Consider the following 24,391-nt stretch of genomic DNA (forward strand, 5'->3'; position numbering starts at 1 on the left):
ACAGGTCGAGGCGTACAACGCCCAGGAGCGGCTCGAAAGCAATCACAAGGCAGCGGCAGCGTTGATGAAGGCGCTGGCGGAGTCGTACGACCAGTCGGGGACGCAGCTTTTGCGGGCGGATAGGCCTAATTTTCGGCCTATGCCGCCACGGCTGCTGCCGACTAAGCAGGCACCACTCGACCCGAGCGAGTACGTTGATTTGCCTGGTAGTGGCTCCGGAGCAGGGTCGCCCGGCGCAGCCGCCAAGGCCTTGCCAGCAGGCTACGTGGGCGGCACGTCGGCCGATGGAGGCGTTGACGACTCCTCGAAGCCATCCACGCCTGCAGAGCGGTTCGTTCGGCGGCCTGAGCTGGACCTCTCTGGGGGCGTCGATGCGCCACCCCGCGTGCCTGTTCTGCAGCCGGACCGGCCTCCGGTCACTCCGTCGGATGCTGGGAAGCCACAGATCCCCATGCCGCACGTTCCTGTGCCTGCTTGGCCAGGTCCTGATCGGCGCCCTGATCCGAGCCGCCGTCCGGGAGAGTCGCGCCCTGAGCGAGGCGGACGGCCGGTACCTAGGGTTCCGACTCCGGGGCCCGGCACTGGCGCCAGCCGTCGCCCGGAGACCCGAGTGCCGAACATCCCGCGCGACGGGATCGTCGGTGTCCGCCCGACGCCGCGTGGGCCGTCCGTGCCGAATCAGCCCCCCGGGCGAGTTCCCGTCTTTGGCGCGGAGCCGTCCCAGAGGCAGGGCCAGACTCGGACTCCCATGGTGCCGGGCGCGAGCTTCGGGGGAGTGCCCGGGCCTGCGGTTAGCAGCCCAGGGGCCGGAGCTGGTCGAGCCAGGGCGACGGTGCCTGGCGGAGTTGTTGGGGGCCGCCCGGGACAGGTCCCAGGCAGAGGTGTTAGCACGGACTTCACCCCGGGTGGGACCGGTCTGGTCCGTGGCGGTGCTGCTGGCGAGAGTCGAACTAACTCGTCAACCAGGACCGGCATGATGGGTGGATTGATGCCCGGGGCCGGTGTGAGTGGCGCCTCTTCGGAGCGGCAGTCCGGAAGCCGACGTCCCGACTACCTGGTCGAGGATGAAGAGACCTGGAATCAAGGTGGCAAGCCAGTCGTGCCGCCGGTCATCGAGTAGAGGACATCTCCATGCGCATTGCCCGGGTTGTGCGCGGGACGTGGGCGGAAGCAACTGTCGTTGTTCTCGTCTCGCTAATCGTGGTCTCGGCCTCGCCAGCCCACGCCGATACGGTCCGCTCCCGCCAGTGGTATCTAGACGCCATGCATGCGGAAGAAATGTGGGAGAAGAGCACCGGCGCCGGGGTCACTGTGGCGGTAATCGACACTGGCGTTGATGTGAGCCTGCCTGACCTGCAGGGGCAGGTGCTCGAGGGAAAGAACTTCTCAGGACAGCCGGGTGATGCGCGGACAGACACTGAGGGGCACGGTAGCAAAATGGCGGCCCTCATTGCCGGAACAGGGAAGAGAGGAAGTGTCGCAGGGTCCTACGGTCTGGCTCCTGGAGTGAAGATCCTTCCTGTCCGCGTTAGGCAGAAGGGAACTGCCCTGGAGGGGACGAGGTCGATGGTCGATGCACTCCATTATGCAGCTGACTCGGATGCAAAGATCATCAACATTTCGCTGGGTGGCCCGAGTGACGAGGAAGAAGAGAAAGCCATCACCTATGCCCTCAACAAGGGAAAGATGATCTTCGCTGCGGCTGGAAACTCGGGCGACAAGGGTAACGAGGTGGAGTACCCGGCCGCTTACCCGGGCGTCATTGGCGTAGCTGGCCTCGATCAGGAAGGTGCTGCTGCGAGTTGGTCGCAACACGGCCCCCAAGTGGACTTGTCTGCGCCCGGCGCGGCCATGGTTGCTGCCTGCTCAGGCGGTACCGAACTCTGCCGAGGCAACGGCACCAGTGACGCCTCGGCCCTCGCCGCCGCCTCCGCCGCCCTAATCTGGTCCGTCCACCCCAACTGGACCGCCAACCAGGTAACCCGCGTCCTCATCAACACCGCCGGCGGCACCGGCACGGCTGAAAAGCGCAACGACTACGTCGGCTACGGCGCCGTCCGCCCCCGCATCGCCCTCAAGGACCCGGGCGATCCCGGCCCGGCCGACGTGAACCCCCTGCCGGGGCCGGCCCCGGCGCAAGACCCGAAGGACGACGACGCCAAGTCCGCCGCCGAGAGCGTCCCGAAGGAGTCGGCGGTTAGCGAAGCAGCGAGCGGCGGCGGCAACGGCAGTCCAGCAAAATGGATCGCCCTCGGCGCCGGGGCAGCCGTTCTGGTGGGCGCGGCCATCACCATCCCGATCCTCCTCACCCGTCGCCGCAACGCCGTGCGTCGACCTTAGTGAGGTTCGGGGCCTGGGCACCATTGCGACGCCCGCCGGGGCCGTGGGCTCAGGCTTCGCCGCCAACGGCACGCGGCGGCTACGAGAGGGCGCCCGTAAGTGCGCCCCAAATCCCCCTGTGCCGACGGCCCGTGACGAGGCGTCCGGGCAAGCACCCCGACGGAGCGTCGAAATCGCATTCGCCGAATCAGCGTGCGATTATGTGGCCTCGGTGATACCAGGCGAGGGATGACGCCTGAGTGACCGCGACCGCGACCGCGACCGCGACCGTGGCGAGGCGGTACCTCGGTGGGGGAGGCAGCGATGGGCGGCGGCCCGGGCAGTGGCGACGGCAAGATCCTGGACATCAAGACCGCGGACCTGAAGTCCGCGGCCCCGGTGTTCAGCGAGCACAGCGGCGAGCTGCGCGAAGCGTTGTCGGAGCTGACCACGACGCTCGACGGCCTCGGTGCGCCGTGGGGCGCCGACGATCAGGGCAAGGCCTTCGGGGAGTCGTACAAGCCTGCCCGTACGAAGGTCGAGAACGCGACGAAGATCCTGGTCGCCGGACTCGCGAGCATTCACGAGGCGATGGTCGACATGTCCGACGGCCACGTCGAGAACGACAAGCTGATCGCCGGGACGTTCTCCAAGAAGGGCGTCCAGGGCGTCCAGGGCTCCCAGGGCGGCGGCTCCGGTAAGGCCGGTAAGTGAGCGTCAAGCACAAGGTCCAGAACTTCCTCATCGACTACATGGGCCTGTACTGGCCCGATGGCGACGCGGACAAGCTCCGTAAGGCGGCCAAGGCCTGGCGTACGTTCGCGGGCAAGGTCGAAGCGATCCGTACCCCGGTCAACAACCAGGCCACCTCCCTCATCCACAACAACAAGGGCGAGGCGATCGAGGCCTTCGAGGTCTTCTGGCACCGCTACGCCAAGGGCTCGCAGGACGGCTGGCTGCACGACCTCGCCGAATCGGCGAAGAAGATGGCGGACGGGCTGGAGAAGCTCGCCAAAGCCATCGACAAGGCGATGGACGACCTCTGGGACAAGATCATTGAGGATCTCGTCGTCCTGGGAGCGGCCGTCACCATCGCCGTGGCGACCGGCGGAGCGCTCGCCGGCCCGGCCGCCGGCGCAGCGACCGCGATCGTGGAAGCGGGCGCCGCGCTCGGCATCGTCGTGTCCACGACGGTGGCGGAGGTGGCGGGCGTGACGCTGGCCGCGGCGGCGTTCGGCGGTCTGGAGTCGGTCACGGTCAACCTGGCGGTCGCCCAGCCCATCAAGATCGCACAGGGCCGCCAGGACGGCATCAACCTGACCGAGGCGGGCACCGCGGCCAATAACGGCATGCTCTACGGCGGCATGTTCGGCGGTTTCGGCAGCATCGCGAAGAACGCCGGTGCCGCGGGCGGCTACCGCAACCTCTTCACCGGGATCCGCCCGCTGGACGTCGAACTCGCCCAGGCCGCCCGCCTCCCGGCCAACATCGAGTGCGCCCTGGACCCCATCGACGTCGCCACCGGCGCCATGCTCCTGCCGGCCACGGACGTCACCCTGCCCGGCTCCCTGCCCCTCGTCATCGGTCGCACCCACCTCTCCTCGTACCGCGCGGGCGCCTGGTTCGGCCCGACCTGGGCCTCCACCTTCGACGAACGAGTCCAGATCGACGCCGGCGGCGTCGTCTACGCGGCGGCCGACGGCACGCGACTGGTCTATCCGGTACCTGCCCCGGGCGAGCCCGTGCTCCCGGTCAAAGGCCCGCGCTGGCCCCTGACCTGGGACGGCAGGCCCGGCGGCCTGATGACCATCACCGACCCGCAGGCCGGCGTCATCCGTACCTTCGGCGGCGTGGCCCCGACCGAGGAGCCGGGGATCCTCCAACTGCCGCTGGAGTGCGTGGAGGACCGCAACGGCGCGCGCATCGACATCGAGCGCACGGCCACCGGCACGCCCACCGCGATCCGCCACTCGGGCGGCTACTACGTGGCCGTCGAGACGGCCGTCGTCGGGGCGGCGGGAGCCCGCGTCACAGGCCTGCGCCTCCTCGACGAGCCCCCGTCCCCGTACGAGCCGGCCCACGCCCCCGGCCGCGGCACCGTCCTCATCCAGTACGGCTACGACGACGCGGGCAACCTGACGGAGGTCACCAATTCCAGCGGGAAGCCCCTGCGTTTCGCGTACGACGCAGAGGGCCGAATAACCTCGTGGACCGACCGCAACGGCACGTCGTACGGCTACACGTACGACGCGGACGGGCGCGTGGTCCGCACGGACGGCACCGACGGCTTCCTCTCGGGCTCGTTGTCGTACGAGGCCGCGACTCGTACGACGACGGTCACGGACTCTCTGGGGCACGAGCGCACCTACCGCTACAACGCCGACGCCCTCGTCACGGAGGAGACGGACGCGCTCGGCCACACGACCGTCACCACCTGGGACGCCACGGCCGCGAGCCGCCTCTCGGTGACGGACCCGCTGGGCCGCACCACCCGCTACGCGTACGACGAGGCGGGCAACCTCGCCCGGGTCACCCTGCCGGACGGCTCGACGGCCTCGGCGAGCTACAACGACCTGTGCAGGCCCACGGAGATCACGGAACCGGGCGGCGCGACGTGGCGCCACGCGTACGACGGCCGCGGCAACCTCCTCGCCACCACGGACCCGGCGGGTGCCGAGACGCGCTACGGCTACGACGAGCTGGGCCATCTGTCCGCGGTGACCGATGCCCTCGACCACACCTCTCACATCGCCTGTGACGCGGCCGGGCTCCCCGTCACCCTCACCGACCCGCTCGGCCACCGGACGACGGTCCGGCGCGACCCCTTCGGGCGCGTCGCCGAGGTCACGGACCCGCTGGGCCGCGTCACGCGCATGATGTGGACGCCGGAGGGGCGGCCGAGCCGCCGCGAGCATCCCGACGGCACCGCCGAGACCTGGACCTGGGACGGCGAAGGCAACCTCCTCGCCCACACCGACCCCGCAGGCAACACCACTCGTCACGCCGCGGGCCACTTCGACCTCCCCGCATCCCGCACGGACCCCGACGGCACGACGTACGCCTTCGCGTACGACACGGAGCTGCGCCTGACGGGGGTGACGAACCCGCAGGGCCTGACGTGGTCCTACGCCTACGACCCCGCCGGCCGCGTCACGTCCGAGACGGACTTCAACGGCCGCACTCTGACGTACGCACACGACGCGGCGGGCGAACTCGCCGCCCGTACGAACGGCGCGGGGGAAACGCTGCACTTCACCCGCGACCTGTTGGGCCGCGCGACGGAACAGCGCGCGGACGGCGCCGATGCGGCGACGACGTTCGCCTACGACGCGGCGGGCAGCCTGCTGCGGGCGGTGAACGCGGACGCGGAGATCGTCTACGAGCGGGATGCACTGGGCCGCGTCCTGTCCGAGACGGTGAGCGGCAGGACGACGACGTACACGTACGACGAACTGGGCCGCCGCACCAGCCGCGTGACCCCGTCCGGGCTCACCTCGGAATGGACGTACGACGCGGCGGGCCGCCCGACGGTGCTCCGCGGGGACGCGGGCGAGCTGACGTTCACCCATGACGCGGCCGGCCGCGAGACGGGGCGCCGTCTGGGCGAGGGCACGGTGCTCACCCAGGAGTGGGACGTCAACGACCGTCTCACGACCCAGGTGATCCGGGGCGCCGAGCGCCTCCTGCAGCACCGCGAGTACGCCTACCGCGAGGACGGCTACCTCACCGAGATCCGCGAACTCACCTCCGGTACCCGCCGCTTCGACCTCACCGCGACCGGCCGCGTCACGACGGTCAGCGCCCACGGCTGGACGGAGCGGTACGCCTACGACGGCGCCGGCAACGTCACGAACGCCGAGGCACCGGCACACGCCGCCGCTGGCCAGCGCGACTTCGAAGGCACCCTGATCCGCCGCGCGGGGCGCACGGTGTACGAACACGACGCCCAGGGCCGCCTCACCCGCAAGACCCGCAAGCTCCTCAACGGCCAGACGCGCACGTGGACGTACACCTGGGATGCGGAGGACCGCCTCCGGGAAGCGGCGACACCCGAGGGGGAGCGCTGGCAGTACGCGTACGACCCGCTGGGCCGCCGAATATCGAAGTGCCGAGTCCCGGCCGATGCCGAGGCGGCTGAGGAAACGCTCTTCTCCTGGGACGGCACGCGCCTCGCTGAACAGTCGACCGCCGACGGCAGAGTGACCACCTGGGACTACGCGCCCGGAACGCACCGGCCTCTGACGCAGACGGACCACACGCGTCTGGTCCGGTCGGCGGGCAAGTCCCTGATATCGGAATTCGCCGACACGGCGGAACGCGACTTCGGCACCCGCTTCCACGCCGTGATCACGGACGCGATCGGCACCCCGATGGAGCTGATCACCCCGTCCGGAGAGCTCGCCTGGCAACACCGCACGAGCCTATGGGGCACCCGTCTCCCGGCACCTGCGCCGGAAGAGGGCGCGGATTGCCCCCTCCGCTTCCCGGGCCAGTACGCGGACTCGGAAACGGGCCTGCACTACAACCACTTCCGCTACTACGACCCGGAGGTCCCCTGTTACCTCTGTGTCGACCCTCTGGGGCTGAAGCCGGCGCCAAACCCTAGCTCTTATGTTCGCAACCCGCTCACGTGGGCCGACCCTCTCGGGCTCGCGCCGTACGAGCGGTTCAGGGCGGACACGCGCACCAAGGAGGAGGTATTCAAGAGTGGGTTCGCTCCCCGCGGAACCAATATGAGCTTGGAGGAGCACGTCTATGGCATAGCCGGTGATTTCACTCCGCCGTCCGGGTTCGTTGCCACGACTGAATCCTCGAACCATGCCTTCAGTCGGCTTAAGACAGCTGACGGGCACGTTTATTTGATACATGAAAGAGAAAGCGGGATCAATGTCAACAAGGAGATACCGGATAACCCGCTGTCGCATGAGCGAGAGTTTGCCTACCCAAGGAAGATAGATACGGAGTCAATCGTGGGAGCGTGGGACAAGGGAAAAAATTGGACCCCGAACCCCAACTATGGAGGAACTCCATGAGTGCCCGCGTGAGAATCGCCTGCGCGCGAAACGGCCACGTGGTGGAGGTGGTGTACGTAGAGCCTTCCGAAGCCCACCCCTACAGGCTGACGGTCTTTAGAGGTGAGGATGACCGTGAGGGTGTGGTGTATTCAGGGGACAATCTATTCGCATGCCTCTTGGAGTTCAGGAGGGACTTGGGGCAAGACGAGCTTCTGCTGTGCTGTCAAGGGGCGCGTCGTGACGTGACTAACTCCGGGATGCAGGCTCAGATGACGGGCGGGAGGTACATTTACACCTTTAACCGCGAGTCGAGAACGGTCAACGAAGAAACGGTGGACATCCTGGCTCCCGCCAGCCCTGAGGATGTTGTGAGTGTCGAAGAGCAACGTGCTGCTATTTTCGAATTCTATGGAATCCGGGATCGGAGTCGGTAGGGGAAGGGTGCGGTGGTGGCGGGCTCGCCTTGGCTGTGGAGTGTGAGCGGGCCGTGGTTGCATGTGCTGCCGCGGACAGCGGTCGGGGTACTCATGGACTTTCTTCCGTCGACCGGTGCAACGTTCGTCGGGCGCCTGGACGGCGCGCAGATGGCCGACGCTGACGGCGTCTTCGAGCAGTTCTGGGATCGGTTTAAGTTTCCCGACTACTTCGGGTGGAACTGGCACGCGCTCTCGGACTGTCTGCGCGACCTCCACTGGACACGTGCCGATCGATATCTCGTCGTGATCGAGAACTCGTCAAGCCTGCTCTCGGGAGTCCCGGAGGACTTGGCTGGGTTCCTCTCGGTCTTGAAAGAGGTCGTGGAGCATTGGCGCAATCCGCACATGAAGCCTGGCGGCGTCGCGATCCCCTTTACGGTGCTGCTCCTGTGCGAGCCGGACGAGGTCGGGCCCCTTCAAGCCGCGCTGACTCGGATGGAGAGTGGGGTCGAACTGCCGGCCGAGTGACGGGCTGAGGTGAAGAGCTTCGGTCCTTCAAATCGGTCCCGTCGCACCAGCCCGGCCGGGCGGTGTTCCGGCCGGGCTGGTTGTCGGGCTCAGTGCGGGTGGTTTTGGGGTGCGTTCTGGGTTGGGATGGCTCGTACGGCGGAGACTTCGGTTGCGGGGTGGAGGTAGATCAGTTCCCCGGACTGGAAGCGGACCGCCTTCATGCGGCCCACCTCCGTCACGTCCAGCACCCTGAACGGCACGTTGCCGATCGCGATGACGTCCCCGGGCTCCATGGTGTCGCTGGTGACTTTGACGGACGTGAAGGTGTGCGTGGCAGAGTTCACGATCATCAGCTGGCCTCCGCCATCTGCCAGTGGCCCGTCGTCTGGAGCGGCTGCCAGCGCAGCTGGAGCCGCAGGCGGGCTCCTTCCCCGTCGGTCAGCAGGTACAGGCGGACGAGGCTGGTCTCCTCGGCGTGGGTCAGGTCCTGATGCCACGAGGTTTGGTGCGGGGGCTTGGGCGGCGGCGATGTCACCTCCGCTGCCGGGTGCATCCGCGGCGTTGCGGGTACGAATAGCTGCCTCGTCCATGTGACGACTCGGCGGATATGCTCGAACACGCTGATCTGCTCCTTCAAAGCTGTCGGCCACGCCCCCGGGCAGCTGCTACTGCCGCGGGGGTTTCTCTTTCACAGCGGCCCATGCCAACCGGCCGCTCTCGCTGTCGATGACAACTCCCCACCCGTCTCCTATGGCCAGCGCCGCGAAGAGCTCGCGCCAGGACTCGATAGGGAGTGGATCCGGCACCTCCATGTCGATGTGCGCGTAGGTCTGGTGAGCGGTGACCCTTGGGGCAAAGCCGGCGCCGGAGAGTCGTGCAGCGATGGCGTCGACACGAACTTCAGGGTGTGGGCACAACGCAACGCACCCTTCCAACGCCCCCGCGCTGGGCACGGGGGCGCGCCTAGAAGCATAAACTGGATGACCAGACTGAGTCTAGGAGCCTAGAGTGAGGTAAGGGCCCTAGATTCTGCATATGCATGAGCAGGCCCCTTACCTCCGTTTCGCTGATGAGCTTCGGAAGCGCATCGAAGACCAGGAGTGGACGCCGGGCGAGCGACTCCCTTCTCGCGCCCAGCTGGCTGAAGAGTGCGGTGTGACCGACGGCATCGTCCGCCGTGCCCAGGAGAAGCTCATCGCGGAGGGCGTTCTGACCGGACGTGCCGGTTCGGGCACCTATGTCGCCGAGCCCCGCGAGCGCGTGCGCGTAGTCCGGTCGCCCGAGCGTGAGCGGACCAGCGGCTCCGCGTTCGAGGCGGACATGGCGGCGTTGGGCAAGCGGGCCACGTGGGAGAGCCGGTCGGATGCCATGGTGCCCGCCCCGGCGGACATCGCTGCGCGGCTCGGTATTCCCGAGGGCGACTACTGCGTGCGCACCACGTACGAGTACCTGGCCAACGACAAGCCGGTGCAGTTGTCCACCAGTTGGGAGCCGTACAGCATCACCGCGGGCTCTCTCGTCGTGATGCCCGAGGCCGGTCCGCTGGCCGGCGAAGGGGTGGTGCGGCGGATGGCCGAGGTCGGGATCAAGGTCACCCGTGCCGCGGAGCGGCCGGAGCCCGGACATGCGGATGCCGAGGAGGCCAACCTCCTCGGCATTCAGAAGGGCGCGCTGGTGACGCGGATCCAGCGCACGTACTACAGCGACGACGGCCGGGCCGTCGAGACGGCGGACATCGTCGTGCCGACTGCCCTGTGCGAGATCGTCTACGACGTGTCGTTCGGTTCTTAGCTCGACGGTGATCGGCCGGCGAACGTTCTGCCGTCCAGGGCCCGGCAGAGCAGGAGCGTCAGCAGCACAGCTGCCGACGCCACGACCGCCGGGAGCCAGTCGAACCTTACGGCGCCCGCAACCACCAGCACCTGTACGGACATTGCCGTCGTCAGGCTGCGCGCGGCGGAGGAGCGGCCCCGGACGGCGCGGGCCATGCCGCGGCAGCTCCAGGTGTTCGCCGCCACGGCTGCGAGCCCCAGGGCCATGGCGGCCGCCGTCCAGGCGAGGGCGGTTTCGGGGTCGGCTCCCTGTTCCTCGTCCTCGGGGTCTATCCCCTGGAAGTACATCGGGGCGAACAGGAAGCAGTACGCCGCGATCATCAGCGTTTGGGCGGCCACCAGGAACGTCGCCAGGCCCAGCAGTCCACGATGTCCATGTGTCATGGGCGGTTCCCGCCTTCCCTCCCTGTAGCCCGAAGGGTGATCTTAGGTGGGCGGCCCGGCTTGGCTCGCAGGTGGCCGAGAGGGCTCATACGCTGGTCACAAGGGTTGAAACGGCTCGATCCTAGGAGCCTTCCATGAGTACGAGGAAGAAGAGAAAGGGTGCCTGGCGCGCTACCGGAGTCGTCACCGCATTCGTGACGGCCGCCGCCATCGTCTCCGTCGCCCCGGTTGAAGCTCAAGCCCATCAGGTCCAGGTTCAACCCACCGCCCAGCTGTACGCGTGGGTCAGTGACGGATGGGGCGGGGGAACCATCACCAGTCAGCCTGCCGGGATCAATTGCCACCAAGAGGCGTGGGATCCGTACGGGACCGGTGAACCGCAGCCGAACCCGACCGGTACCTGCGTCGCGAGCTTCGAGGTCGGAACGACGGTCACCTTCACCGCCACGCCCGACCCGGGGTCCTACATCAACTTCGGGCCCGTGCCGAATCCCGTGACCGTGCAGTCCGGCTACAACTTCACCTGGGTGATGTTCTGCCCGGACGATGGGCTCTGCTCCGCGGGCTAGTGCGAAGGCGCCACCGCGCCGACACACTCGCCAGAGGCCGTGACCGGAATCGAACCGGCGTAACTCGCTTTGCAGGCGAGTCCCTCAACCACTCGGGCACACGGCCAAGTTGTGCTCGTTTGTGCTCAGTGGTTCTACCGTACGGGGCAGTTTCGGGGGCGGCAATGGTCCTACGGGTGCCGCAACGCGACTGCCATGTCGCGTTCATGCGGGCCCGGTCCCGCCCCCTCCCTCGCCCCCGCCCTCGTGCGCCTCCGGGTCGTGGCCCCTCGTCAGGAACGACTCCACCACCGGGCGGAACAGGTCCGGCTCGTCGACCCACGGGTAGTGGCCCACGCCGTGGAGGGTGCGGACGGACGCCGTGCGGAAGGAGGTGGCCACCAGTTCTCCCGCGCGGAGGCCGACCAGGGCGTCGCGGTCGCCGGTGATGACGAGGACGGGGCACTTGACCTCGCGGAGGCGGTCGAGGAGGGCTGCGCGGGCGGGTTCGTCGACGCCTTGCCAGAAGCCGGCGCGGGGGACGGGGCCGAGCTGGTCGGGTTCGGTGGCGGCGTGGGCGCGCTGGGGGGCCTCCCAGCGGCCGTAGCCCATGGGGGCGGCGCGGAGGAGGAGGCTGCGGACCTCTTTCATGTCGGCGGTCGTGGGAAGGGTGTGGACGGCTACGTACGCGTCCGGCCACCAGGGCTCCTCCGCGCGGGACTCGAAGATCTCCTCGGCGTCGTCCGGCAGCCGGCCCTGGAGCCGTGATCCGGGGGTGACGAGGACGAGCCGGGTGAGGCGGTGGCCGTAGAGCGCCGCGTAGGCCTGGGCCGTGGCGCACGCGGCGTCGTGGGCCAGCAGGGCGAAGGCTTCCAGGCCGAGGTGGGCGCGGAGGGATTCGAGGTCCTCGGCGAGGGCGGGGAAGGCGTAGCCGGAGGCGTCGGGGGCGGGCGGCGAGGCGCCCGTGCCGCGGCTGTCGGGGATGACGAGGGTGCGGTGGGCGTCCAGCCCGCCGAGGTCGCCCAGGTAGGCGGCGTCCCTGCCGGGGCCGCCCGCCAGGCACAGCAGCGGCGCCCCGGGCTCGGGCCCCTCCAGCACCCGGTAGCTCAGTTCCACTCCGTCGTACGATGCGTAGTGCGGCATAAGTCCACCTTGCCCTATCTGTCCGCCGATCCCGCTGATCCAGAAGCTACCCCTCGCTTCTCTCCCCTCTATCCCAAATTCCGCTTATGATTCCGGCGTGTTCGACTCGCGGCACATCAAGACGTTCCACGCGGTGGTCACGGCCGGTTCGTACTCCGCGGCCGCCCGCGTGCTCGGCTACACCCAGCCCGCGATCACCCAGCAGATGAAGGCGCTGGAGCGCGCCGTCGGCACCCCGCTGTTCACCCGCGTCGGCCGCCGGATGCGGCTCACCGAGGCCGGCGAGGCGCTCTCCCGGCACGCCGTGACCATCCTCGACAGCCTCACGGCCGCGCAGCAGCAGATGAGTTCGCTGACCCGGCTGCGCGCCGGCCGGGTCAGGGTCTGCGCCTTCCCCAGCGCGAGCGCCACGCTGATACCGGAGGCGCTGGCCAGGCTCGCCGCCGACCACCCGGGCATCCGCGTCGAGCTGCTGGAGGGCGAGCCGCCCGACTCGATCCGCCGCCTCGTGCGCGGCGAGTGCGACATCACGCTCGCCTTCACCTATCCCGGCCTGCACGAACAGGTCCCCGAGGAGCTGGTGGAGATACCGCTCATGGAGGACCAGCTGACGGTCCTGATGCCCATAGGGCACCCCCTCGCCCGCCGCCGCGCCGTCCAGCTCGCCGACCTCTCCGAGGAGCGCTGGATCGCCGGCTGCCTGCGCTGCCGCACCAACTTCCTCCACGAGTGCGCCGAGGTCGGCTTCGCCCCCGACATCGCCTTCACCACCGACGACAACCTCGTCGTGCAGTCCCTGGTCGCCGAGGGCCTGGGCATCGCGATGATGCCGGGCCTGGTGCTGTCCTTCATGCGCCACGACCGGATCACGGGGCGGGCGCTGGACCCGGCCTCGCGCCGCCAGGTCTCGGCGTACGTCCTGCGCGACCATCTGCGGATCCCGGCCACCGCCCTCGTCCTGGACGAGCTGAAGGCGGTGGCGGCCCGGCGCGTCGGCTGCTGACCGGGCCCCGATCCACCAGCGGGCCCCAACTCATAAGCTCCCGTTGGGTTCCGGCCAACAGACTGTCGTTGGACCCGCCGGTCCGCCCGCCTCGACCCTGCACTCATGACCACTCCCACCGCAGCCCCGACGACCGCGCGCCTCGCCCAGCTCGTCGACGACGTCCGGGAAGCCGTAGGCCGTGGCCTGCCGCCCGACACGACGGCCTACATCGTCGGCGAGCGGCTCGCCGCCCACCTCGGCGCCGGCGACCTGCTCACCGCCGAACAGCGCGAGGGCGACCCCGACCGCTACCGGCAGCACATCCTGCACGCCGAGCACGACGGCAGCTTCTCCGTCGTCGCGCTCGTGTGGATGCCCGGCCAGCAGACCGCCGTCCACGACCACGTCTCCTGGTGCGTCACCGGCGTCCACGAGGGCACCGAGAGCGAGCGGCGCTACCGGCTCGTGCCCGACGGCACGACCGCCCGCCTGGTCGCCACCGAGGACGTCGTCAACCACCAGGGGGACGTGTGCGGCTTCGCGCCGCCCGGTGACATCCACCGCGTCCGCAACGCCTGTACGACCAAGGCGATCTCCCTCCACATCTACGGCGCCGACATCTCCCGCCTGGGCTCCAGCGTGCGCCGCGTCTACGACCTCCCGGCCGACGAAATCTGATGGCACTCACCACCGCACGGACGAACAGCACGCCGCCGCCCCCGCCGTCGCCGACGAGCGCGCCGCCCCGCCCCGCCTCCGGCGCGCTCCCCGGGCTCGCCACGGCCGCCGCGGGCGTGGCCGTCGCCTGGGCCGTGCACCTGCTCGTCCCGGCCGTCCCCATGCTCACCGCCGCCGTCGTCCTCGGCATCGCCGCGGCCCACGCACCGGGCGTACGGGCATGGGTGCGCGGCGCCGCCCGGCCCGGCCTCACCCTCGCCGGCAAGCGGCTCATGCGGATCGGCGTCGTCCTGCTCGGGCTCAAGCTCGGCCTGGACGACGTCCTCGGCCTCGGCTGGGCCACCGTGGCCATGGTGATCGCCGTCGTGGCGGCCACCTTCGCCGGCACGCTCTGGCTCGGGCGCAGGCTGGGCCTCCGCGGCGACCAGCCCCTGCTCATCGCCACCGGCTACTCGATCTGCGGCGCCTCGGCGATCGGCGCGGTCAGCGAGGTCTCGGGCAGCGACGAGGAGGACGTGGCGACGTCCGTCGCCCTGGTGACCCTCTGCGGCACCCTCGCCATCGCCGTCCTGCCGCTCCTGCACCACCCCCTCGGCCTCGACGACGCGCAGTTCGGCCGCTGGGTCGGCGCGGGCGTCCACGACGTCGGCCAGGTCGTGGCCACGGCGCAGACCGCCGGGCCCGCGGCGCTCACCGACGCCGTGCTGGTCAAGCTGATGCGGGTGGCGCTGCTCGCGCCGCTCGTCGCCGCGGTGGCCGTGTCGGTGCGTCAGCGGCGGAGGGCGGCCGCGCAGGCCGCGCCCTCCGAGAACCAGGCCGTGCCCTCCGGGAAGCGCCCCCCGCTCGTCCCCCTGTTCGTGCTCGGCTTCCTCGCGATGGTCGGCGTCCGCACCACCGGCTGGGTGCCGGCCGCCGGACTGGACCTCGCCGCGCACGCCCAGGAGCTGCTCCTCGCCGCCGCCCTCTTCGGGCTCGGCAGCGCCGTCCACCTGCCCTCGCTGGTCCGCACCGGCGGGCGCGTCGCGGCGCTGGGGCTGTGCTCGTGGGTCGTGATCGCGGGGGCCTCGTACGGGGGCGTGCTGCTGACGACGTGACCGGGACGGCCGCCGTCTCCAGCGGCGCGCGCCCGCCCGGGGCCCGGCCCGGTCACGACGTCACCGGGCCCGGCCCCACGGCCGCCCCGTCGCCCGGCCGCACGGCCGCCCGGTCGCACCAGGCCCTTCGGCCCCTCCGGCCCCGCCGCGCCTCCTAGGACCCAAGTCCGACCTGATCTCGTCCCCGCGACAGGCGCCGGAAGCGGACTCCGTCCGTACGCTCAAGCGGTATGACCGCAGCCGAATCCGTGGCCCCGCAGGCCACCCCCGCGACCGGCCGGGCCGAGGGCATACTGGGCCGCCGCCACCGTGCGCTGACCCTCGGCATCATCTCCGTCGTCTCGCTCATCGCCTTCGAATCGAGCGCGGTCAACACCGCGATGCCGGTCGCCGCCCGTGCCCTCGACGGCATCGGGCTCTACGCCTTCGCCTTCTCCGCCTTCTTCACCGCGAGCCTGTTCGCGATGACCCTGTCGGGGGAGTGGTGCGACCGCTCCGGCCCCCTCGTCCCCCTCTTCACCGGCATCGCCGCCTTCGGCACCGGCCTGGTGATCGCCGGGTCGGCGCAGCGCATGTGGATGTTCGTCGCCGGGCGCGGGGTGCAGGGCATCGGCGGCGGACTGGTGATCGTCGCCCTGTACGTGGTGGTCGGCCGGGCCTATCCGGAGCGGCTGCGCGCCTCCGTCATGGCCTCGTTCTCGGCCGCCTGGGTGGTGCCGGTGATCGTCGGCCCGCTGGTGGCCGGCACCGTCACCGAGCAGGTCGGCTGGCGCTGGGTGTTCCTGGCGATCCCCGTGCTGATCCTGCTGCCCCTGGCCGTGATGCTCCCGGCGCTGCGCGCCCTGCCGCCCGCCGTCGCGCCGGGGACGCCGGACCGCCGCCGCATCCTGCTGGCGCTCGCGGTCGCGGCAGGCGCCGGGCTGCTGCAGTACGCGGGCCAGGACCTGCGCCCCCTCGCCGCCGTGCCGGCCGCGGCCGGGCTCGCCCTGCTGGTGCCCTGCATCCGGCGGCTGCTGCCGCGCGGCACCTTCCGCGCGGGGCGCGGGCTTCCGTCGGTCGTGCTGCTGCGCGGCATCGCGCAGGGCTCGTTCCTGGCGGCCGAGACGTTCATCCCGCTGATGCTCGTCACCGAGCGCGGCCTGTCCGCGACCCTCGCCGGGCTCTCCCTCACCGGCGGCGGCCTGACCTGGGCGCTCGGTTCGTACACCCAGAGCCGCCGCCGGGCCGAGCCGTACCGCGAGCGGCTGATGAGCCTCGGCATGGTGCTGGTGGCGCTCGCCGTCGCGCTGATGTCGGCGGTGCTGGTGCACGGTGTGCCGGTGTGGGTGGCGGGCGCGTCCTGGGTGATCGGCGGCTACGGCATGGGGCTGACGATCTCCAGCGGGGCGGTGCTGCTGCTGAAGCTGTCCCGGCCCGGCGAGGAGGGCACCAACGCGGCCTCGCTGCAGACGGCCGACGCGCTCGGCAGCATCGTCCTGGTCGGGCTCGCCGGAGTGCTCTTCGTCTCCTTCGGCGGCGGCTCGGCGAGCGCCGCGACGGCCGGCGCGGCCGCCCCGGCGCACGCCTTCGCGGCGGTCTTCGCGGCAGCCTCGGCGTTCGCGCTGGTGGGCGCGTACATCGCCACCCGGCTCTCCCCGCGCGAGGCCCCCGGCCGCCGTGTGACCTCGGTCCCACCCTCGGGTGACCCCGGGGCGTAACCCCGGAGCGTGAACCCCGGCACCGGTAGGCTGACGCGGTTGCCGACTGCCGACCCTCCCCCGGCCAGCACCGGGGGCGCCCCCAGACGGAGACCGTGACTACCACCACCACCAACCACCATCTCTCCCCTGCCTTCCCCGGCCGGGCCCCTTGGGGTACCGCGAACAAGCTCCGCGCCTGGCAGCAGGGCGCCATGGAGAAGTACGTCCAGGAGCAGCCCCGCGACTTCCTCGCCGTCGCCACCCCGGGCGCCGGCAAGACGACCTTCGCCCTCACCCTGGCCTCCTGGCTGCTGCACCACCACGTCGTCCAGCAGGTGACCGTCGTCGCCCCGACCGAGCACCTGAAGAAGCAGTGGGCGGAAGCGGCGGCCCGGATAGGCATCAAGCTCGACCCGGAGTACAGCGCCGGCCCCCTCGGCCGCGAGTACCACGGCGTCGCCGTGACCTACGCCGGCGTGGGCGTGCGCCCCATGCTCCACCGCAACCGCAGCGAGCAGCGCAAGACCCTCGTCATCCTCGACGAGATCCACCATGCCGGAGACTCCCGCTCGTGGGGCGAGGCCTGCATGGAGGCCTTCGAGCCGGCGACCCGCCGCCTGTGCCTGACCGGCACGCCCTTCCGCTCCGACACCAACCCGATCCCGTTCGTCACGTACGAGGAGGGCAACGACGGCATCCGCCGCTCCTCCGCCGACTACACGTACGGATACGGCAACGCCCTCTCCGACGGCGTCGTCCGCCCGGTCATCTTCCTCTCCTACAGCGGCAACATGCGCTGGCGCACCAAGGCGGGCGACGAACTGGAGGCCCGCCTCGGCGAGCCGATGACCAAGGACGCCGTCTCGCAGGCGTGGCGCACGGCGCTCGACCCGCGCGGCGAGTGGATGCAGAACGTACTCCGGGCCGCCGACCGCCGCCTGACCGAGGTGCGCAAGTCCATCCCGGACGCCGGCGCCCTCGTGATCGCCTCCGACCAGGAGTCCGCCCGCGCCTACGCCAAGCTGATCCGCGAGATCACCGGCGAGGGCGCCACGCTCGTGCTGTCCGACGACAGCGGCGCCTCCCAGCGCATCGACGACTTCTCGCAGAGCGACGCCCGCTGGATGGTCGCCGTCCGCATGGTGTCCGAGGGCGTGGACGTGCCCCGGCTCGCCGTCGGCGTCTACGCCACGACGATCTCCACGCCGCTGTTCTTCGCGCAGGCCGTCGGCCGCTTCGTGCGCTCGCGCCGGCGCGGCGAGACCGCCTCCGTCTTCCTGCCGACCGTGCCCAACCTGCTGACCTTCGCCAACGAGATGGAGGTCGAGCGCGACCACGTCCTCGACAAGCCCAAGAAGGAGGGCGAGGAGGACCCCTACGCCGAGGAGGACAAGCTCCTCGCCGAGGCGGAGCGCCAGCAGGACGAGGACACCGGCAGCGACGACCAACTCTCCTTCGAGGCCCTGGAGTCCGACGCGGTCTTCGACCGGGTCCTCTACAACAGCGCCGAGTTCGGCATGCAGGCGCACGCGGGCAGCGAGGAGGAGCAGGACTACCTCGGCATCCCCGGCCTGCTCGAGCCCGAGCAGGTGGAGCTGCTGCTGCAGAAGCGGCAGGCGCGCCAGATCGCCCACAGCCGCAAGCGCCCGGACGCCGAGGCGGACCTCCTCGAACTGCCCGCGGAGCGCCGCCCGGTGGTCACCCACAAGGAGCTCCTCGAACTGCGCAAGCAGCTCAACACCCTCGTGGGCGCCTACGTCCACCAGAGCGGCAAGCCCCACGGCGTCATCCACACCGAACTCCGCCGCGTGTGCGGCGGCCCGCCGAGCGCGGAGGCGACGGCCGGGCAGCTCAACGAGCGCATCAAGAAGGTGCGCGAGTGGGCCACGCGCATGAAGTAGTGGGCCGCACGCATGAACACGCATGAAGTGGGGCGCGCCCGCTGAGCACGCTCGCTGAGCGTGTCCCTGAGCGCGTCCCTGCGTACCGATGACGGGGCCGGTGTCCGCATGATGGGACACCGGCCCCGATATTCGTGATTCCGCCTCCGCCTGACCGGATCGCGGGCAGACTCTTCCGCTGAGCGGACCGGCGGCGCTACGGTTCCGGTCACGCACACGCCCCGTGGCAGCGCCGCCGCGGAGCGCAGCCGGTGCAAGAAGCGCAAGAAGCGCATGAAGCGCAGCAAGAAGCGACAAGCCGCCGGCGGCCTCTCCTCGCGCGCTGCCGGACGGGACGGCGGCGCACCCCACCCGACGAGAGCCGCCATACATCGGAGGAGGGGCGTCGTGACCGCGGAGACCTCGCAGACGCTCGACAGAGGACTGCGCGTCCTCAAACTGCTCGCCGACACCGACCACGGCCTGACCGTCACCGAGCTGTCCACCCGGCTCGGGGTCAACCGCACCGTGGTCTACCGCCTGCTCGCCACGCTGGAGCAGCACGCACTCGTCCGCCGCGACATCGGCGGCCGGGCCCGGGTGGGCCTCGGGGTGCTGCGGCTCGGCCGCCAGGTGCACCCCCTGGTGCGCGAGGCGGCCCTGCCCGCCCTGCGCTCCCTGGCCGAGGACATCGGGGCCACCGCCCACCTCACGCTCGTCGACGGCACCGAGGCGCTCGCGGTGGCCGTCGTCGAGCCGACGTGGACGGACTACCACGTGGCCTACCGCGCGGGCTTCCGCCACCCCCTGGACCGGGGCGCGGCGGGCCGCGCCATACTCGCCGCCCGCCGCGGCGAGAGCGACGGCCCGGGCTACGCCCTCACGCACGGCGAGCTGGAGGCCGGCGCGAGCGGCGCGGCGGCGCCCCTGCTCGGCGTCCTGGGGATCGAGGGCAGCGTGGGGGTGGTGATGCTCACGGACTCCGTCCCCGACCGGGTCGGGCCCCGCGTGGTGGAGGCGGCCAAGGAGGTCGCGGACGCCCTGAGGTGACGCCGCCGGCCCGGCCGGCTCCCGCCCTCGCCGCGCCTCGCCCGGCGAGGGCGCATGTCACGGAAGGGACGCACGTGAACTAGATTCGCTGCATGTCCGCTCCGACCACGCCCGCCCGGTCCCGCCGCGCCCGGACGCTCGCCGTCTGTGCCGTGCCCGTCGTCGCCCTGCTCGCCTCGGTCCCCTTCGTGCCGCTGCCGTTCGCGGTCGCACAGCCGGGTTCGACGGTGGACGTGCTCGGCACGCACGAGGGCAGACAGGTCATCGAGATCAAGGGCGCGCAGGCCCGCAGGACGACGGGCCAGTTGCGCATGACGACGATCGTGGTGACGGGCCCGCGCGTCGACGTGGACCTAGGCGACGTGATCAGCGGCTGGACGCGTACGGACCGGGCCGTGATGCCGCACGACGCCGTCTACCCCGTCGGCGACTCCGACGAGGAGGTCGACGCGCACAACAAGGCGGAGATGAAGAAGTCGCAGGACGCCGCCACGGACGCCGCCCTGCGCTACCTGCACCGCTCGCCGGACGAGCTGAAGGTCGGCCTCAGCCTGGCCGACGTGGGCGGCCCGAGCGCGGGGCTCCTCTTCACCCTCGGGATCATCGACAAGGTCGACGGCGACGGCCGCGGCGGCGACCTCACCGGGGGGCGGACCATCGCGGGCACGGGCACGATCGACGCCGACGGGACGGTCGGCCAGGTCGGCGGCGTGCCGCTGAAGACGCAGGCGGCCCGGCGCGACGGCGCGACGGTCTTCCTCGTCCCGAAGGCCGAGTGCTCGGCCGCCGAGGCCAATCTGCCCAAGGGGCTGCGGCTGGTCCCCGTGCAGAAGCTGCAGGACGCGGTCACGTCGCTGCGCGCCCTGCGGTCCGGGGACGAGGACGCCGTCCCCACCTGCTGACCCCGCCCGTTCACCGGCTGATGAACCCCTCCTTCAGCAGCCACTCCTTCGCGACCTCGTGCGGGTCCTGCCCGTCCACGTCCACCCTCGCGTTGAGCTTCCGCGCCACCTCGTCGTCGAGCCGCGCCGTGATGGGGTCCAGCACGTCCTTGATCGCCGGGTGCTTGCGCAGCGTGCCGCTGTTGATCTCCGGGGCGGCGTTGTAGTTGGGGAAGAAGTGCTTGTCGTCGTCCATGACGACGAGGTGCATGGCCGCGATGCGGCCGTCGGTGGTGAAGACCTCGCCGAAGGTGCAGGAGCCGCCCCCGGAGACCTGGGTGTAGATGATGCCGCCGTCCATCTTCTGGACGCGCGAGGCGGGCACGTTCATCCCGTAGGCCTTGGCCATGCCCTGCAGCCCGTCGTCGCGCGCGGCGAACTCGCTCTCCACGCACAGCGTCACCGCCCCCGGGTTCCGCCGCGACAGCGCGGCCACGTCCGAGAGGGTGCGGGTGCCGTACCTGCGCGCGTCGGCCCGGTTCATCGCCAGCGCGTAGGTGTTGTCGAGGGCCGCGGGGGCGAGCCAGGTGAGGCCGTTGCGCGCGTCGGCGTCGGCGACGGCCCGCCACTGCCGCGCGGGGTCGGGGATGGGCCGGTCGTGGCCGAGGTACGTGATCCAGGCGGTGCCCGTGTACTCGTACATGGCGTCCGCCTCGCCGGACCGGACCGCCTCGCGGGCCCCGACCGAGCCCTGGATGTTGGTGCGGTCCAGCACCTTCGCGCCGGCGGCCCGGAAAGCCAGGCCCATGATCTGGCCGAGCACGATGTTCTCGCTGAAGCTCTTGGACGTGACCGTCAGGTCGGCGCCCTTGAGCGGCAGGCCCCGGCCGACCGAACCGGGGCGGACGCTGTCCGCCATGGGGGAGCCGCTGGTCAGCCCGCAGCCGCCGGTGAGGGAGGCGAGCAGGGCGAGGGCGAGCGCGGGCGCCACCGCCCGGACCGCTGCGCGCCGCCCGGCCGTCTGCTGCCCGGCCGTCCGTCGTCCGGCCGTCCGTCGTCCGGCCGTCCGTCGTCCGGCTACCTGCCGCCGGGCCATCTCAGGAGGCCTCCAGGCCGCGCGGCCGCAGCAGCAGCTCGGCCAGGGACGCCAGCCAGTCCACGAGCAGCGCGAGCGCCACGGTCAGCACGGACCCCAGGACGAGCACCGGCATCCGCTGGTTGGTGATGCCCGAGGCGATCAGGTCGCCGAGCCCGCCGCCCCCGCCGAAGTAGGCGAGCGTCGCCGTGCCCACGTTGAGGACGAGCGCGGTCCGCACGCCCGCGAGGATCAGCGGTACGGCCAGCGGCAGTTCGACCCGGCGCAGCACCCCGGTCGCGGACATGCCGATGCCGCGCGCGGCCTCCACCAGGGTCGGGTCGATGGCGCGCAGCCCGGCGACGGTGTTGGCGAGGACGGGCAGCACCGCGTAGACGACGATGCCGACGAGCGCCGCCTGCATGCCGATGCCCAGCCAGATCACCAGCAGCGCCAGCAGGCCGATGGCGGGGGTGGCCTGGCCGACGTTGGCGACGGCGATGGCGGCGGGCGCGGCGGGGCGCAGCCGGCGCCGGGTGAGCAGGATGCCCAGCGGGATGGCGATGATCAGGACGAAGAAGGTGGAGACCACGGTGAGGACGACGTGCTGGCGCAGGCGCAGCCAGACGTTGCCGTCGGCGATGGAGTTGCGGGCGACGGAGTCCAGGCCGGCGCCGCGGAACCACAGCCAGGTGGCCAGCAGCAGGACGAGCAGGAAGCAGGGCCGCAGGAGCAGCTTCCGCCAGGTGACGCGGCGCGCGGGGCGCACGGCGGGTGGGGGAGGGCCGTCCGGGCCGTCCGGGCCGGCCGGGCCGCCCGCATCCGCGCCCACGGCCTCCGGCGGTACGGGGCCCGCGTCCGCGTCCGTGTCTGCGGGCCTCGTCCGCACGCTGTCCGCGTCCGCGTCCGCGCCTGCCACTTGCGGCCGTACGCCGTCGCGGAAGGCGCCGTCCTCCGCCTCGTGCCGGCCGTCCGGCCGACGGGCCCGCCCGCCCGGCCGCCCGGCACTCACGCCAGCTCCTCCGGCGCGTCGGTCGTGCCCTCCTGTTCCTCCAGCACCTGCTGGGCGCGCTGTTCCTCCAGCAGGTGCTGGTGTTCGACGGCGTCGAGCCGGTCCTCCTCCAGCAGTTCGTGCACGGAGTTCATGAGGGTCTCCATGTCGACGACCCCCTCGTAGCGGCCGCGCCGCCCGGTGACGGGCACCCGGCCCGCGTTGTCGATGAGGACGGCCTCCAGGGCGTCGCGCAGCGTCGCGTCGCGGGTGACGGTGTCGTGCACGAGGGTGCCGGCGCGGGCGAGGGAGCCCTGGGCGCGCATCAGGTCGCCGCGCCGGAGCCATTTGTACGGACGGTGGTGCCGGTCCAGCAGCAGCACCTCGTTGGTGGTGCCGCGGCGCAGCCGCTCGAAGATCGTCTGGAGGGGGTCGTCGACGGTGGCCGTGGGGAAGTCGACGACGCCCACGTCCCGTACGCGCGTGAGGTTGAGCCGCTTGAGCGCCGCGCCCGCCCCCACGAAGCCGGAGACGAAGTCGTCGGCGGGGTTGGTGAGGATGGCCTCGGGGGTGTCGAACTGGGCGATGTGCGAGCGCTCGCGGAGCACGGCGATCCGGTCGCCGAGCTTGATGGCCTCGTCGAAGTCGTGGGTGACGAAGACGATCGTCTTGTGCAGCTCGTGCTGCAGCCGGATCAGTTCGTCCTGCAGGTGGTCGCGGGTGATCGGGTCGACCGCACCGAACGGCTCGTCCATCAGCAGCACCGGCGGATCGGCGGCCAGGGCGCGGGCCACGCCGACGCGCTGCTGCTGCCCGCCGGAGAGCTGGCGCGGATAGCGGCCCTGGAACTCGCCGGGGTCGAGCCCCACCAGGTCGAGCATCTCCTCCACCCGCTCGGCGATCCGCCGCTTCGGCCAGCCGGTCATGCGCGGGACGAGCGAGATGTTCTGGGCGACGGTCATGTGGGGGAACAGCCCGGAGGCCTGGATGGCGTAGCCGATCTTGCGGCGCAGGCGCACCGGGTCGATGCCGGTGACGTCCTCGCCGTCGATGCGGATCCGGCCGGACGTCGGCTCGATCAACCGGTTGATCATCTTCATGGTGGTGGTCTTGCCGCAGCCGGACGGGCCCACGAACACCACCAGTTCCCCGGCCTTGATGTCCATGTTCACGCAGTCCACGGCGGGCGCGGGGTTGCCGGGGTAGCGCTTGGTGAGGTTGTCCAGCTGGATGGTGGCTCCGGGCGCGTCAGCCACGGATCCCCCTCGGGACGGTCAGCCGGCCGATCAGCACGTACGCCGCGTCGAAGAGCAGGGCGAGCACGATGATCCCGAGCGTCCCGGCGAGCACCTGGTTGAGGGCGTTGGCGCTGCCCAGCGAGGAGACGCCGCGGAAGATTTCGTTGCCCAGCCCCGGCCCGGAGGCGTACGCGGCCACCGCCGCGATGCCCATCAGCATCTGCGTGGCCACCCGGATCCCGGTGAGGATCGGCGGCCAGGCGAGCGGCAGCTCGACGCGCAGGAGCCGGGCCGCGCGGGACATCCCGATCCCCGTCGCGGCGTCCACGAGCGAGGGGTCCACGCCCCGCAGCCCCACCACCGCGTTGCGGACGATCGGCAGCAGCCCGTAGAGCACGAGCGCCGTGACCGTCGGCGCCACGCCCAGGCCGGTGAGCGGGATGAGCAGGCCGAGCAGGGCCAGCGAGGGGATGGTGAGCAGGGTCGCCGTCGTGGTCACCGCGAGGTTGCCGGCCCACTCGCTGCGGTAGGTGAGCACGCCGATCACCACGCCGAGGACGGTCGCGACGACCATGCACTGGAAGACGGCGCTGGCGTGCTGCCAGCCGTCCGCCAGCAGCTGGGCGCGGCGGCCGGCCAGGTACTCCCAGAAGCTCACCCGCTCGCCTCCCTC

The 24,391-nt window shown here is 71.1% G+C and carries 22 protein-coding genes and 1 tRNA gene; 14 read left to right on the forward strand and 9 right to left on the reverse strand.

Features of this window, described 5'->3' with window-relative positions; all coding sequences use genetic code 11:
* Nucleotides 1–1,131: 1,131 nt before the first annotated feature.
* From mycP to AS857_RS17480, 5 genes are all read left to right on the forward strand, one after another.
* Entirely contained in the window at nt 1,132–2,340 is a 1,209-nt protein-coding gene (mycP, locus tag AS857_RS17460) for a type VII secretion-associated serine protease mycosin (RefSeq protein WP_058044250.1), read from the forward strand.
* Between the two features lie 288 nt (nt 2,341–2,628).
* Nucleotides 2,629–3,033: a WXG100 family type VII secretion target gene (locus AS857_RS17465; RefSeq protein WP_338058267.1), complete on the forward strand. Its 405-nt coding sequence runs from the start codon at nt 2,629–2,631 to the stop codon at nt 3,031–3,033.
* The gene (locus AS857_RS17470; protein ID WP_063278424.1) at nt 3,030–7,352 is read left to right on the forward strand and encodes a DUF6531 domain-containing protein; all 4,323 of its coding nucleotides are present in this window, start codon (nt 3,030–3,032) and stop codon (nt 7,350–7,352) included. The genes AS857_RS17465 and AS857_RS17470 overlap by 4 nt, the downstream gene beginning before the upstream one ends.
* Entirely contained in the window at nt 7,349–7,768 is a 420-nt protein-coding gene (locus tag AS857_RS17475) for a hypothetical protein (RefSeq protein ID WP_058044252.1), read from the forward strand. Before AS857_RS17470 ends, AS857_RS17475 begins: the two co-directional genes overlap by 4 nt.
* Nucleotides 7,769–7,861: 93 nt before the next feature.
* Entirely contained in the window at nt 7,862–8,278 is a 417-nt protein-coding gene (locus tag AS857_RS17480) for a barstar family protein (RefSeq protein WP_079110792.1), read from the forward strand.
* Between the two features lie 89 nt (nt 8,279–8,367).
* Here AS857_RS17480 and AS857_RS17485 read toward each other — a convergent pair whose 3' ends face one another.
* Both AS857_RS17485 and AS857_RS17490 read right to left on the reverse strand, forming a co-directional pair.
* Entirely contained in the window at nt 8,368–8,610 is a 243-nt protein-coding gene (locus AS857_RS17485) for a hypothetical protein (protein ID WP_058044254.1), read from the reverse strand.
* A complete protein-coding gene (locus AS857_RS17490; protein WP_144440879.1) occupies nt 8,610–8,813 on the reverse strand; it encodes a hypothetical protein in 204 nt (67 codons plus the stop codon). The genes AS857_RS17485 and AS857_RS17490 overlap by 1 nt, the downstream gene beginning before the upstream one ends.
* A 482-nt stretch (nt 8,814–9,295) precedes the next feature.
* On the opposite strand from AS857_RS17490, the gene AS857_RS17495 reads away from it, so the two are divergent.
* Nucleotides 9,296–10,051, forward strand: coding sequence for a GntR family transcriptional regulator (locus AS857_RS17495; RefSeq protein ID WP_058044256.1), 756 nt, complete (start codon nt 9,296–9,298; stop codon nt 10,049–10,051).
* On the opposite strand, the gene AS857_RS17500 is transcribed toward AS857_RS17495, so the two are convergent.
* Nucleotides 10,048–10,476, reverse strand: a complete 429-nt coding sequence (locus AS857_RS17500; RefSeq protein ID WP_058044257.1) for a hypothetical protein — start codon at nt 10,474–10,476, stop codon at nt 10,048–10,050. The genes AS857_RS17495 and AS857_RS17500 overlap by 4 nt on opposite strands.
* Nucleotides 10,477–10,670: 194 nt before the next feature.
* On the opposite strand from AS857_RS17500, the gene AS857_RS17505 reads away from it, so the two are divergent.
* Nucleotides 10,671–11,045, forward strand: coding sequence for a hypothetical protein (locus AS857_RS17505; RefSeq protein WP_245700234.1), 375 nt, complete (start codon nt 10,671–10,673; stop codon nt 11,043–11,045).
* A 34-nt stretch (nt 11,046–11,079) separates the two neighbouring features.
* Here AS857_RS17505 and AS857_RS17510 read toward each other — a convergent pair.
* A tRNA-Cys gene (locus AS857_RS17510) sits at nt 11,080–11,151 on the reverse strand.
* Nucleotides 11,152–11,249: 98 nt separating this feature from the next.
* On the reverse strand, nt 11,250–12,167 hold the full coding sequence (locus AS857_RS17515; RefSeq protein WP_079110482.1) for an alpha/beta fold hydrolase: 918 nt from the start codon (nt 12,165–12,167) through the stop codon (nt 11,250–11,252).
* 97 nt (nt 12,168–12,264) lie between these two features.
* Between AS857_RS17515 and AS857_RS17520 the strand changes: the two genes are divergently transcribed.
* From AS857_RS17520 to AS857_RS17550, 7 genes are all read left to right on the forward strand, one after another.
* The gene (locus AS857_RS17520; protein ID WP_058044259.1) at nt 12,265–13,170 is read left to right on the forward strand and encodes a LysR family transcriptional regulator; all 906 of its coding nucleotides are present in this window, start codon (nt 12,265–12,267) and stop codon (nt 13,168–13,170) included.
* A gap of 105 nt (nt 13,171–13,275) precedes the next feature.
* Nucleotides 13,276–13,830, forward strand: a complete 555-nt coding sequence (locus tag AS857_RS17525) for a cysteine dioxygenase family protein (RefSeq protein ID WP_058044260.1) — start codon at nt 13,276–13,278, stop codon at nt 13,828–13,830.
* On the forward strand, nt 13,830–14,924 hold the full coding sequence (locus tag AS857_RS17530; protein ID WP_058044261.1) for a YeiH family protein: 1,095 nt from the start codon (nt 13,830–13,832) through the stop codon (nt 14,922–14,924). The genes AS857_RS17525 and AS857_RS17530 overlap by 1 nt, the downstream gene beginning before the upstream one ends.
* A gap of 230 nt (nt 14,925–15,154) precedes the next feature.
* Nucleotides 15,155–16,621 carry an MFS transporter gene (locus AS857_RS17535; RefSeq protein WP_058044262.1) on the forward strand — a complete coding sequence of 489 codons (1,467 nt, stop codon included), beginning with the start codon at nt 15,155–15,157 and terminating at the stop codon, nt 16,619–16,621.
* 95 nt (nt 16,622–16,716) lie between these two features.
* On the forward strand, nt 16,717–18,504 hold the full coding sequence (locus AS857_RS17540; protein ID WP_058044263.1) for a DEAD/DEAH box helicase: 1,788 nt from the start codon (nt 16,717–16,719) through the stop codon (nt 18,502–18,504).
* 387 nt (nt 18,505–18,891) lie between these two features.
* Complete coding sequence (locus AS857_RS17545) at nt 18,892–19,533, forward strand: IclR family transcriptional regulator (protein ID WP_058044264.1); 642 nt, start codon at nt 18,892–18,894, stop codon at nt 19,531–19,533.
* A gap of 92 nt (nt 19,534–19,625) precedes the next feature.
* The gene (locus tag AS857_RS17550) at nt 19,626–20,435 is read left to right on the forward strand and encodes a S16 family serine protease (protein WP_058044265.1); all 810 of its coding nucleotides are present in this window, start codon (nt 19,626–19,628) and stop codon (nt 20,433–20,435) included.
* Between the two features lie 10 nt (nt 20,436–20,445).
* Here AS857_RS17550 and AS857_RS17555 read toward each other — a convergent pair whose 3' ends face one another.
* Genes AS857_RS17555 through AS857_RS17570 form a run of 4 tightly spaced genes read right to left on the reverse strand, consistent with a single transcriptional unit; the run spans nt 20,446 to nt 24,376 of the window.
* Complete coding sequence (locus tag AS857_RS17555; protein WP_079110483.1) at nt 20,446–21,510, reverse strand: glycine betaine ABC transporter substrate-binding protein; 1,065 nt, start codon at nt 21,508–21,510, stop codon at nt 20,446–20,448.
* 1 nt (nt 21,511) lies between these two features.
* The gene (locus AS857_RS17560; protein ID WP_420823947.1) at nt 21,512–22,501 is read right to left on the reverse strand and encodes an ABC transporter permease; all 990 of its coding nucleotides are present in this window, start codon (nt 22,499–22,501) and stop codon (nt 21,512–21,514) included.
* Nucleotides 22,498–23,736 carry a betaine/proline/choline family ABC transporter ATP-binding protein gene (locus AS857_RS17565; RefSeq protein ID WP_058044266.1) on the reverse strand — a complete coding sequence of 413 codons (1,239 nt, stop codon included), beginning with the start codon at nt 23,734–23,736 and terminating at the stop codon, nt 22,498–22,500. Before AS857_RS17565 ends, AS857_RS17560 begins: the two co-directional genes overlap by 4 nt.
* Nucleotides 23,729–24,376: an ABC transporter permease gene (locus AS857_RS17570; RefSeq protein WP_058044267.1), complete on the reverse strand. Its 648-nt coding sequence runs from the start codon at nt 24,374–24,376 to the stop codon at nt 23,729–23,731. The genes AS857_RS17565 and AS857_RS17570 overlap by 8 nt, the downstream gene beginning before the upstream one ends.
* Between the last annotated feature and the right edge of the window lie 15 nt (nt 24,377–24,391).

The organism is Streptomyces roseifaciens, assembly GCF_001445655.1.
In the GTDB taxonomy this organism is placed as follows: Bacteria; Actinomycetota; Actinomycetes; order Streptomycetales; family Streptomycetaceae; genus Streptomyces; species Streptomyces aureoversilis.